This window comes from Bacillus sp. S14(2024) (assembly GCF_050473785.1).
Classification (GTDB): domain Bacteria; phylum Bacillota; class Bacilli; order Bacillales; family Bacillaceae_G; genus Bacillus_A; species Bacillus_A yunxiaonensis.
In genome coordinates this window covers 1,606,713-1,618,749 of the sequence record NZ_JBFLUP010000006.1, presented here as the reverse complement: position 1 = coordinate 1,618,749, position 12,037 = coordinate 1,606,713, and the positions used below count along the sequence as shown (strand labels likewise).

The following is a 12,037-nucleotide window of genomic DNA, read 5'->3' as shown; positions in this document are numbered from 1 at the left end:
TTTACCTAACAAAAAAGCGGGAATATTCCCGCTTTTTTGACTATCGACGTAATCCAAGCTTTGTGATTAGTTCACGGTAGCGAGTGATGTCTGTGTTACGAAGGTAAGTAAGTAAGTTACGACGTTTACCAACCATCTTTAAAAGACCGCGACGTGAATGATGATCTTTCTTGTGAGTACGTAAGTGCTCATTTAGAGTGTTAATTTGCTCTGTTAGGACAGCAACTTGAACCTCTGGAGAACCAGTATCAGTCTCATGAGTTCTAAATTGTGCAATGATTTCATTTTTACGCTCTTGTGTTAAAGCCATCCTATTTCACCTCCTAAGTAATATATCCCCAATTACCTAGCAAACGTCGGTGAGTCGTAATGCCAAGCAATGGTTATTTTAAAGTACATAAGATAGAATACTACTTTTCATTCGAAAAAGCAAGTATATTATTTGCACGGTTAAAATAATCTTCTGCTACTTTTTTATCTTTTGCAATTTGTGCAACTAATTCATCAATACCATTAAATTTCTTTTCTTCGCGAATTCGCATATGCCACTCTACAACAACAGACTCATCATATATATCACGCTGAAATTCAAATAGATGTACTTCAATAGAAAGCTGCTTTTCACTTTCCTTAAAAGTCGGTTTATATCCGATATTACATACACCTTCATGCCACTCATCACTTACTTTCATTCGAACGGCGTATACACCAACAGGTGGCAAAAGATAGTCATCATTTAGAGCAATATTTGCTGTCGGAAAACCAATTTGGCGTCCGCGCTTATCTCCATGAACAACTGTTCCTTCAACAGTATATGGTCTGCCTAAAATAGATGGTATTTGTTCCATTTCTCCATTGCGAATATGTTTTCGCAATAATGTGGAACTTACTTTTTCTTCTTGAAATTCTACTTTTTCAATCACGGTTTGTGTAAACTCCCCTCTTGCATGAAATGGCAAAGTTTCCATCGTCCCTTTTCCTAAACGTCCATACGAATAATCAAAGCCTGCTACAACATGCTGTACATTCAGCCCAATGATATAATCATCTACAAATTGTTGTGGCAATAAATTTGCAAATGCTTCGTCAAATTTCACAACATATAAAATATCAATTCCTAAACTTGCAATTACTTTTTCTTTACTTCGTAAAGGCGTAATATACTCTACATGCGCTTCCTTTTTCCCTAATACAACAGACGGATGCGGATGAAAAGTCATAACAGCACTTTTAAACCCTCGTTCTTCCGCTACCTTTTTTGCAGTATGAATGACACGTTGATGACCTAAGTGAATACCATCAAAATACCCTAATGCCATTACAGTAGGCTCTATTTCCGCTTTGTTTAATGCATGAGGATGAGTTAAATGAATGAGTTTCACGCTTGAATTCACCTTTTTCTATAATAATCCTTCTAATTATTCATTATAGCTGTAATTCTTGATTATTCACAAGTACTTTCATCGGTTTCAACATCCCTGGACGTTTTGGATGATGCTCATAAATCGCTAAACAGCGGTTATTTTCATCAAAGACTGTAATAAATGGCGCTGTCAATTGCTCTTTATTTGGTAAGAACATACCATTCTTTACTTTTTCTGCTTGTTCTTCATTAACAATTATTTTCGGAAACTTATGTAATGCTTCATCAATGGAAATAAAGATAGATTCCACTGTTCCATTTTGCACGTGTTGCTCAATTTCTTCAAATGATATGCAATCATCTAAGTGAAACTCTCCTGATGCTGTTCGTACAAGATCTGACATATGCGCCGGGAATCCAAGCTTTTCACCAATCATCACAGCTAATGTTCTTACGTATGTGCCTTTACTACAAGTCACTCGAAAACGGAAGGAAATTGTTGCCCCCTCAAACACTTCACGGTCATCAAGTAATGTGAATTCATGAATCGTAATGGTACGAACCGGACGCTCTACTTCTATTCCTGCCCTTGCGTATTCATATAATTTCTTTCCATTTACTTTTACAGCAGAGTACATCGGTGGTACTTGTTCAAGTGTTCCTGTTAAATTCTCCAATACGGATTCTACTTCTTTACGTGTAATCATACGATTTACATCCTGTTTTTCTACAATTTCACCCGAAGCATCTTCTGTAGTCGTCGAAAAGCCCAGCGTAACTTCGCCCTCATATGTTTTTGTTTCACTCGTTAAAAACTGAGCGATTTTTGTAGCACGTCCTACACAAATCGGTAATACACCTGTCACATCCGGATCTAAAGTTCCTGTATGCCCTATGCGTTTCTCTCTTAATATTTTTCTTAACTTAAATACGCAATCATGCGATGTCATTCCTTTTGGTTTATGTAATAACACTACACCTTCCATATGTTCACCTCATTGTTATACTTTTGTATGTCAAATTTACTTCAGATTGAAAAAATGGATAGACAAATGTCTATCCATTATTCTTCACGTTTATCTTCTTTATTAATTTCATGTAAAAGCGTATCAATTCGATGACCATATCCAATCGATTCATCAAATTCAAAGGAGATTTCAGGTGTTTTACGAAGACGAATACGTTGTCCAATTTCGGAACGAATAAAACCTTTCGCCTTTGCTAAGCCTTTTAACGTATTTTCCCTCTGCTCTTCGTCTCCTAAAACAGAAATATATACTTTAGCAATTTGTAAATCTCCACTTACTTGTACATCTGTTACTGTCACAAATCCAACACGTGGGTCTTTAATTTTACGACTAATAATGTCGCCTAATTCTTTTTTCATTTGTTCGCCCACACGGTTTGCACGTAATTTCATAACCATTTCACCTCATTCAATACCATTCCACTTGTGTTATCGTACGCTCAATTTCAGGAAATGAATCAATATACTCAAGTACGCGATTTATTTCTTTTTCGCAGATAACACGATTTGAGGATACGGAAACAATCGCAATTTCTGCACGTTGCCATACATCCTGGTGTCCCACTTCTGAAACAGATACATTGTAACGCTGTTTCACACGAGTTAAAACACGCTGTAAAATTGCTCGTTTCTCTTTTAAAGAATGCACATCATAAATCATACATTCGAATGAGAGTGAAGCGATAATCATCGCTTCACTTCTTCCATAATGTACGCTTCAATAATGTCCCCTTCTTTAAGATCATTATACTTCTCAATTGTAATACCGCACTCATAGTTTTGTGCAACTTCTTTTACATCATCTTTAAAACGTTTTAACGTATCAAGTTGTCCTTCATAAATTACTACGCCATCACGAATAATACGTACACCGCTATCACGTGTAATTTTACCGTCTGTTACATAACATCCTGCAATTGTTCCAACTTTTGTTACTTTAAACGTTTGACGAACTTCAGCTTGACCAATTACTTTTTCTACGAATTCAGGATCTAGCATACCTTGCATTGCTGCCTCAATCTCTTCAATCACTTTATAAATGATGCGGTGTAAACGAATATCAACATTTTCTAATTCAGCTGTACGTTTCGCGTTTACATCAGGACGTACGTTAAATCCGATTACAATTGCATTTGATGCAGAAGCTAAAATAATATCAGATTCTGTAATTGCACCTACGCCAGTATGGATGATTTTCACTTTTACGCCTTCAACATCAATTTTACGAAGTGATGCTGCCATTGCTTCTACAGAACCTTGTACGTCCGCTTTCACAATTAGGTTAATTTCTTTTACATCGCCTTCTTGAATTTGTTGGAATAAATCTTCAAGGCTTAGTTTAGATTTTTCACCGCGCTGTGCAAGCAATGCTTGTTGTGCACGTGATTCACCAATTTGACGTGCTTTCTTCTCGTCAGCAAATGCCATAAAGCGATCGCCAGCTTGTGGTACTTCGTTTAAGCCTGTAATTTCAACAGGAGTAGACGGACCAGCAACTTTTACACGACGACCAATATCATTTACCATCGCACGAACACGGCCGAATGATGTACCAACAACGATTGGGTCTCCTACTCGAAGTGTACCGTTTTGAACAAGTAATGTCGCGATTGTTCCTTTACCTTTATCAAGCTGTGCTTCGATTACTGTACCAGTTGCATAGCGATTTGGATTTGCCTTATATTCTTCTACTTCACTTACAAGAAGAATCATTTCTAATAAGTTGTCAATTCCTTCGCCTTTAATCGCAGCAATCGGTACGAAAATTGTATCGCCGCCCCAAGCTTCTGGAACTAACTCATATTCAGTTAACTCTTGCATTACACGGTCTGGATTTGCTGATGGTTTATCCATTTTATTCACAGCAACGATAATTGGTACTCCCGCTGCTTTTGCGTGGTTAATCGCTTCAACTGTTTGTGGCATAACACCGTCATCAGCTGCTACAACTAGAATTGTAATATCCGTAACTTGCGCACCGCGTGCACGCATTGTTGTAAACGCTGCGTGACCTGGTGTATCTAGGAACGTAATTTTTTTGTCGTTTACTTCAACTTGGTATGCACCAATATGCTGTGTAATTCCGCCCGCTTCACCAGCAGTTACTTTTGAATTACGAATAGAGTCAAGTAATGTTGTTTTACCATGGTCAACGTGTCCCATAATTGTAACAACAGCCGGACGTTCTTTTAAGTTTTCTTCATCGTCTTGCTCATCCATAAATGTTTCAAATTCTGTTTCACTAACAATTACTTCTTCTTCTACTTCAATACCGTAATCACCAGCAATTAGCTCAATTGTATCTTTGTCTAAATCTTGGTTAATTGTTGCCATGATTCCAAGCATAAAGAGCTTTTTAATAATTTCAGACGGCTCTTTGCTTAATTTTTTTGCAAGTTCGCTTACAGTAAGCGAACCAGAGAAAGTAACTTTATCTGGCGTTTCTACCGTTTGCGTTTGTTGTCTTCCAGCAAAGTTCTCTTGACGTTTGTCTTGATTCCCTTTACCTTTTTTCTTATTCTTATTGCTGTTCTTTTTGCTACGAACAACTTTTTCCTCTACTTCAAACTCATCTGCAACAGAAGTTTTTTCTGCTCCATCATTATATTGATTATCTAACTTGTTTACTACTTCATCATCTAACATCGCCATATGATTAGAAACCTCGATATTCATTTCTTTTAGTTTTGTAATAATATCTTTACTTGAGATATTGTGTTTTTTTGCATATTCATATACTCGAATTTTACTCATACCTTCACCCCCGGTAAGTTGTATCGAGCATGCTAAGCAGCTTCTTAGCAAAGCCGTCATCTAACACCGCTACAACGACTCGTTCTTCTCTCCCAATCGCATGCCCTAACTCTTGTCGATTTTCGACTTTTCTCATTGGTACGTTGTAGAACGTTGTTTTGTCCGTAATACGCTTTGTTGTATTTGCTGACGCATCTTCAGAAAGCAATACGAGCTTTGCTTTACCGCCTCGAACTTCTTTTAAAACAAGCTCTTCACCCGATATAATCTTTCGAGCCCGATTAGCTAGCCCTAAAAACGATTTCCAATTGGACACTTACTTCGACTCCTTCTCAACAAGCTCGATTAGCTCTTCATAAAGAGAGTCATCAATTTTCGCTTTTAGGTGATGTTCCAAGACATTCTTCTTTTTCGCCTGAGAAATACATTCTTTATCTTTCGATAAGTATGCACCGCGTCCTGACTGTTTGCCTGTTAAATCAATAGACACGACTCCCTCTTTGGAACGAACAATGCGAATGAGCTCGCGTTTTGATTTCATCTCTTGTGTTACAACACATTTTCGTAACGGAACTTTTCGATTGCTCACGTTCATCACCTCTATTCGATTTCGTCTTCAGGAGAATCGAATGCGATCATCATATCTTCTTCTGTTAAAAGTCCTATTTGTTTCGCATCAGACTCACTTTTAATATCAATTTTCCAGCCAGTTAACTTCGCTGCAAGTCGTGCATTTTGACCACGCTTACCAATCGCTAAAGAAAGTTGATGATCTGGAACAATGACAGTAGTTGCCTTTTCTTCTTCGTTTACAAGCACTTTTACAACTTGTGATGGGCTCAATGCATTTGCTACATATTCAACTGGATCATTTGACCAGCGAACAATATCAATTTTTTCACCTTTTAGCTCATCTACGATGCGTTGTACACGCTGTCCTTTCGGCCCTACACAAGAGCCTACTGGATCTACATCTATGTTTTCAGAGTACACAGAGATTTTAGAACGATCTCCAGCTTCACGTGCTACAGAACGAATTTCTACAGTTCCATCATAAATCTCTGGCACTTCAATTTCAAACAGACGCTTTAAAAGACCTGGATGTGTGCGAGATACATAAATTTGCGGTCCTTTTGTTGTTTTCTCTACTTTTGTAATGAAAACACGAATGCGATCATGCGGTTTATATTGTTCGTTTGGCATTTGCTCACTTACAGGTAAAAGTGCTTCTACTTTTCCTAAACTTACATAAATAAAGCGAGCATCTTGACGTTGTACAATACCAACCATAATGTCTTCTTCACGATCGCTAAACTCAGAATAAATAACGCCACGCTCTGCCTCGCGTACACGTTGCGTTACAACTTGTTTTGCTGTTTGCGCTGCAATGCGTCCGAAATCTTTTGGCGTAACTTCAATTTCTAGTACGTCGCCCTCTTGATAGTTCGGATTAATTTGTCTTGCTTTTTCAACAGAAATTTCAAGACGTGGATCAAATACATTTTCCACTACATCTTTACGCGCTAGTACTTGAATAGATCCAACTTCAGGATTGAAGCTAACGCGAACATTTTGCGCTTGGTTAAAATTTCGTTTATAAGCAGAGATTAAAGCTGCTTCAATAGCATCAATAATAATATCTTTGCTTATACCTTTTTCTTGTTCTAATACGAGCAAAGCATCTAACAACTCAGTGCTCATGAAGATCCCCCTTCTTACTAAAACGTAACTGCAAGTCGCGCATTGGCAACTTTATCCATCGGAATTTGGATTTCTTTTTTACGTGTTTTAATTGTTAATAGTAATGTGATTGTTGTTCCATCGTACGCGAGTAGTTTTCCTTCAAACATTTTCTCACCATCGATTGGCTCATACGTTTTAATCGCAACTTGTTTTCCAACTGCTTGCTGAAAATCTTTTTCTTTCTTTAATGGACGTTCCGCTCCTGGAGAGGATACATCTAAAAAGTAAAGATGAGGAATTGGATCCTCTTTATCTAAAGCTTCACTTAATCGCTCACTTACCGCACCGCATTCCTCAATATCTACTCCTGAATCAGAGTCAATGGATACGCGTAAAAACCAATCTTTTCCTTCTTTCACATACTCTACATCTACAAGCTCAAGACCAAGCTCTTCGACAATTGGCTGCGCAAGTGCTTCAACAACTTCTGTAACTTTCTTATCCATAAACAGCCTCCTTTCTGCCGCCATGTACCGTTTGAAAGATTTCACTCTGCGTATAGTTAACCAACGCAGCTTGTATATTCTTTCTCGTTAGCTAACAAAAGCCCTTGCCAATAAGCAGGGAATATCTGTCTTAGTATTACCAAATTTAAGAAGTAAAACTTGTAACAAAATATGTATATACGACAGAAGCGCCTCATCTATCGTCTTGGCGCAGAAACATAGATAGTAACACGAAAGAGTGGGTTTCCCCACTCTTTTTTTAAAAAAATATACATGACATGGTTATCTCGCTTACTAGTATATCATAGCAACCATGGTTTTGCAAAGACTTTTCCTACCTATTAGAACAGTGACAGCTGGTTTTGATCTGGTAGTTCTCCTAAACAACCTTGACTGTCTAAATACTCAATAATTGTTTTTGAAATCTTACTGCGCTGCTGTAAATCCTCTTTGGATAAGAATTCACCATTTTCACGTGCTGCTACGATATTTAGCGCAGCATTTGTACCGAGGCCAGGTATTGCATTAAATGGTGGAATTAATGTATTCCCATCAATAATAAAATCAGTTGCACTAGAGCGATATAAATCAACCTTTTGGAATGAATAACCACGTTCACACATTTCTAATGTCATCTCTAATACTGTTAGTAAACTTTTCTCTTTCGGCGATGCATCTAATCCTTTTTGCGTAATTTCATCAATTTTAGCACGAATGGACGCTGAACCTTTTACCATCGCATCTAAATCAAAATCGTCTGCACGAACAGTAAAATATGCTGCGTAGAATAAGAGTGCGAAATGCACTTTGAAATATGCGATACGTACAGCCATTAGGACATATGCCGCCGCATGGGCTTTTGGGAACATGTACTTAATCTTTTTACATGAATCAATATACCATCCCGGCACATTATTATTGCGCATTTCCTCTTCCCACTCCGGAGGCACACCTTTCCCCTTACGTACAGATTCCATAATTTTAAACGCTAAAGATGGTTCTAAACCTTGGTAAATTAAATATACCATAATATCATCACGACAACCGATTACTTCACTCAGTGTACATGTACCATCATAGATTAACTCATTTGCGTTTCCAAGCCATACATCTGTACCGTGAGATAATCCGGAAATTTGGACAAGCTCGGAGAATGTCGTTGGCTTCGTTTCTTCTAACATTTGACGAACGAATTTTGTACCGAATTCCGGGATACCAAGTGTCCCTGTTTTACAGTTAATTTGCTCTTCTGTTACGCCAAGCGATTCTGTACCTGAGAAAATTTTCATTACTTCTGGATCATCAGTCGGTATTGTCTTTGGATCAACTCCACTCAAATCTTGCAACATACGGATTACTGTCGGATCGTCGTGTCCAAGTATATCAAGTTTTAATAAGTTATCATGGATGGAATGAAAGTCAAAATGTGTTGTTCTCCATTCCGCATCTAAAGAATCTGCTGGATATTGAATAGGTGTAAAATCAAAGACGTCCATGTAATCTGGTACTACAATAATACCACCTGGATGCTGTCCTGTCGTCCGCTTAACACCCGTACAACCCGCTACAAGGCGATCAACTTCTGCGCCTCGAATCGTTAAATTATGATCTGATGCATAGCCTTTCACATAACCATACGCTGTTTTTTCAGCAACTGTACCAATTGTTCCGGCACGATATACATTATCTTCACCAAACAGCACTTTCGTATAGTTATGAGCGCGAGGCTGATATTCTCCCGAGAAGTTTAAATCAATATCGGGAACTTTATCTCCTTTAAAACCTAGGAACGTTTCGAACGGAATATCATGACCATCTTTTTTATATGCAGTTCCGCAGTTTGGACAATCTTTATCAGGTAAATCAAATCCAGAACCGACCGACCCATCATTAAAAAACTGTGAATGTTTACAATTTGGACAAACATAATGCGGTGGCAAAGGATTTACCTCTGTGATCTCCATCATTGTCGCAACAAATGACGAACCAACCGAACCACGTGAACCAACAAGATAGCCATCAACAAGAGATTTCTTTACTAACTTATGTGAAATTAAATAAATAACAGCAAATCCATGTCCAATGATACTTTTCAATTCTTTTTCCAAACGGGCTTCTACAATTTCTGGGAGCTCATCCCCGTAAATACTCCGCGCCATTTCGTAACTCATATCCCGCGTTTCATCGTCTGCACCTTCAATTTTTGGAGTGTAAAGGTCATCTTTTACAGGCTTTACTTCACCGATCATCGATGCAACTTTTTGCGTATTTGTTACAACAATTTCTTTTGCTTTCTCTTCTCCTAAGAAGGAGAAGCAATCTAGCATTTCATCTGTTGTTCGGAAATACACAGGCGGTAATGAATGGCGATTCAATGGATTTGCTCCACCTTGCGAACTTACTAAAATTTTACGATACATTGCATCTTCAGGATTTAGATAATGTACATTTCCTGTTGCAACAACAGGCTTGTCTAACGTCTCTCCTAACTTTACTAGGTTAGAAATAATTGTCTTTAATTGACCCTCATCACGAACGAGCTCAAGCTCCACCAAATGTCGTAACACTTCTGGAGGCATAACCTCAATGTAGTCATAAAACTGTGCAACTTCCTCTACTTCTTCTGGTGCCTTTTGCATCATTGCTTCAAATACTTCACCTTTATCGCAAGCTGTACCAACTAATATACCTTCACGATACTTCTTTAATAAAGAGCGCGGAATACGCGGTACACGGTAGAAGTATTGAAGATGCGCGTAAGAAACAAGTTTATATAAGTTCTTCAGCCCTTCATCCGACGTTGCAAGTAGTGTCACATGACTTGGACGTCCACGTTTATACGCATCACCTTGTCCCATACTGTCATTTAACTGATCGTGATATTCAAATCCCTTTTCGATTACACTTTTTAGCATTTTCACAAGCAAATAACCAGTTGCTTCTGTATCATAAATGGCACGGTGATGTTGCGTTAATTCAATATCCAGCTTTTTACACAACGTATTTAAACGATGATTTTTCATCTCTGGAAATAAGAAACGAGCTAACTCTAACGTATCGATAACTGGGTTTTTCGTTTTTTCTAAACCGCTTTTCTTAAACCCAACATTTAAGAATCCCATATCAAAGCTCGCATTATGGGCTACAAGTGTATGATTACCAATCCATTGTTCAAACTTTTTAAACACTTCTTCTACTTCTGGTGCATCCGTTAGCATATCATCTGTTATACCCGTTAATTCAATGATTGTTGCTGATAACGGCTGATGTGGATTTGCAAAGGATTCAAAACGATCGATAATTTCTCCGCCTTTTATTTTCACAGCAGCAAGCTCAATAACCGTATCATATACAGCTGATAACCCTGTCGTCTCAACGTCGAATACAACATATGTCTCATCAGCAAGTAGTCGATGTTCTTCATTATACGCAATTGGTACACCATCATTAACAAGGTTCGCCTCTACACCAAAAATCACTTTAATTCCTGCTTTTTTCCCAGCAGAATACGCTTCAGGAAAAGATTGCGCAACAGCATGGTCTGTCACGGCTACTGCTTCATGTCCCCATTTTGCCGCTTGACTCACAAGTGTAGATGCAGATGTTACAGCATCCATTTGGCTCATAGGCGTATGCATATGAAGCTCTACCCTTTTTTCTCCTTCAGGTGCTTTATCTTTCCGAGACGGTCCTGTTATTTCATTAATATCGTTTGCAATCATGACTAAATCTCGAACAAATGTATCATTTTGAACAGATCCACGCGCTTTTACCCACATTCCTTTTTTCAACGATTGTAGAAGCGGAATATCTTCTTTATCGCGTGAGAACATTTTAATCATAATGGAATCGGTATAATCAGTTATCTTTAATGTCAATAACGTACGTCCGCTTCGCAGTTCTTTCGTTTCAACATCAAATACATAACCTTGTACTGTTTTTCTTCTTTCCTCATCTTGAATTTCACGAAGCGATGTAATTTCTTCATCAGGCTTAATGAGATAACCGAGTACAATCGGCCCCTCGTGTACAACATCACTTTCTTCCGCTTGTTTCTTGGCCATTTCTTCCATGGCTTGTATAACACGCTGTCGATCCTCTTGCTGTGTTTGTTCACGAAACTTTTGAACTTCCTCTTCATTTTGTTTTATATTTGTTTCTAGCTGAAAACGAGGAAATCCAAAAACTTCATATTGGTCTCCGACTGACTTCGCAATATTTTTCTTTAGCGCCGTAGATTCTAAATCATTATTCACATCAAGTAACAACTTCACTCCGTTTACATGTGGAAGTTGCTTTTTTAAATACGCAAACATAGGCGAGAAAGTAATTCGATCTGTACAGATCGGCCAATACGCCTTGACCTCTTCTTCCGTAAATTGCTTATTCTCTGTTTCTAGTGAAAATGACGTTTTTGCAATATGAGAAAATGACTGCTTAAGCTGTGTTTCAAGCAATTCATATAATTCTGTTGGTAAAATACGTGGTACTTGTAGATCAAAATGCCAACTCTTATTTGCTTTATCAACAACTAACCTTTGAATGCCACCACCTTGTAAATATTGATTAATAAGGTCTTCAGGCATTTGTAACTGTTGGAGCAAAATTTGAAATCGCTCTTGTTGTTCATTTGTTAATGACATAAGCAACCTCCTTCCATCTGCTATTATAAATTGAAACGTTCCACAAAGAAAGAGAAGGTAC

The 12,037-nt window shown here is 38.0% G+C and carries 11 protein-coding genes; all 11 read right to left on the bottom strand.

The window, feature by feature from the left end:
• Positions 1-40 precede the first annotated feature (40 nt).
• Complete coding sequence (rpsO, locus tag AB1279_RS08670) at positions 41-310, bottom strand: 30S ribosomal protein S15 (protein ID WP_090912790.1); 270 nt, start codon at positions 308-310, stop codon at positions 41-43.
• A gap of 100 nt (positions 311-410) precedes the next feature.
• Positions 411-1,382, bottom strand: coding sequence for a bifunctional riboflavin kinase/FAD synthetase (ribF, locus tag AB1279_RS08665; protein WP_429758424.1), 972 nt, complete (start codon positions 1,380-1,382; stop codon positions 411-413).
• 43 nt (positions 1,383-1,425) lie between these two features.
• Positions 1,426-2,349 (bottom strand): tRNA pseudouridine(55) synthase TruB, encoded by a 924-nt coding sequence (gene truB, locus AB1279_RS08660; RefSeq protein WP_429758423.1) that lies wholly within the window; start codon positions 2,347-2,349, stop codon positions 1,426-1,428.
• 77 nt (positions 2,350-2,426) lie between these two features.
• Positions 2,427-2,783, bottom strand: coding sequence for a 30S ribosome-binding factor RbfA (gene rbfA, locus AB1279_RS08655; RefSeq protein WP_429758422.1), 357 nt, complete (start codon positions 2,781-2,783; stop codon positions 2,427-2,429).
• Positions 2,784-2,799: 16 nt separating this feature from the next.
• A complete protein-coding gene (locus AB1279_RS08650) occupies positions 2,800-3,081 on the bottom strand; it encodes a DUF503 domain-containing protein (RefSeq protein ID WP_429758421.1) in 282 nt (93 codons plus the stop codon).
• A complete protein-coding gene (gene infB / locus AB1279_RS08645; protein ID WP_429758420.1) occupies positions 3,078-5,144 on the bottom strand; it encodes a translation initiation factor IF-2 in 2,067 nt (688 codons plus the stop codon). The genes AB1279_RS08650 and infB overlap by 4 nt, the downstream gene beginning before the upstream one ends.
• 4 nt (positions 5,145-5,148) lie before the next feature.
• Positions 5,149-5,460 (bottom strand): YlxQ family RNA-binding protein, encoded by a 312-nt coding sequence (locus AB1279_RS08640; protein WP_020059149.1) that lies wholly within the window; start codon positions 5,458-5,460, stop codon positions 5,149-5,151.
• Positions 5,461-5,733, bottom strand: coding sequence for an RNase P modulator RnpM (gene rnpM / locus AB1279_RS08635; RefSeq protein ID WP_020059150.1), 273 nt, complete (start codon positions 5,731-5,733; stop codon positions 5,461-5,463).
• A gap of 11 nt (positions 5,734-5,744) precedes the next feature.
• Positions 5,745-6,845 (bottom strand): transcription termination factor NusA, encoded by a 1,101-nt coding sequence (nusA, locus tag AB1279_RS08630; RefSeq protein WP_429754212.1) that lies wholly within the window; start codon positions 6,843-6,845, stop codon positions 5,745-5,747.
• Between the two features lie 17 nt (positions 6,846-6,862).
• On the bottom strand, positions 6,863-7,333 hold the full coding sequence (gene rimP / locus AB1279_RS08625) for a ribosome maturation factor RimP (RefSeq protein WP_429758419.1): 471 nt from the start codon (positions 7,331-7,333) through the stop codon (positions 6,863-6,865).
• A 341-nt stretch (positions 7,334-7,674) separates the two neighbouring features.
• On the bottom strand, positions 7,675-11,976 hold the full coding sequence (locus AB1279_RS08620) for a PolC-type DNA polymerase III (protein WP_429758418.1): 4,302 nt from the start codon (positions 11,974-11,976) through the stop codon (positions 7,675-7,677).
• Between the last annotated feature and the right edge of the window lie 61 nt (positions 11,977-12,037).

What these genes read in the sequence shown, in the direction of transcription:
- infB (WP_429758420.1), bottom strand. Translation starts at nt 5,144, where the DNA reads ATGAGTAAAATTCGAGTATATGAATATGCAAAAAAACACAATATCTCA.
- truB (WP_429758423.1), bottom strand. Translation starts at nt 2,349, where the DNA reads ATGGAAGGTGTAGTGTTATTACATAAACCAAAAGGAATGACATCGCAT.
- rimP (WP_429758419.1), bottom strand. Translation starts at nt 7,333, where the DNA reads ATGGATAAGAAAGTTACAGAAGTTGTTGAAGCACTTGCGCAGCCAATT.
- rbfA (WP_429758422.1), bottom strand. Translation starts at nt 2,783, where the DNA reads ATGAAATTACGTGCAAACCGTGTGGGCGAACAAATGAAAAAAGAATTA.
- nusA (WP_429754212.1), bottom strand. Translation starts at nt 6,845, where the DNA reads ATGAGCACTGAGTTGTTAGATGCTTTGCTCGTATTAGAACAAGAAAAA.
- rpsO (WP_090912790.1), bottom strand. Translation starts at nt 310, where the DNA reads ATGGCTTTAACACAAGAGCGTAAAAATGAAATCATTGCACAATTTAGA.
- AB1279_RS08650 (WP_429758421.1), bottom strand. Translation starts at nt 3,081, where the DNA reads ATGATTATCGCTTCACTCTCATTCGAATGTATGATTTATGATGTGCAT.
- AB1279_RS08620 (WP_429758418.1), bottom strand. Translation starts at nt 11,976, where the DNA reads ATGTCATTAACAAATGAACAACAAGAGCGATTTCAAATTTTGCTCCAA.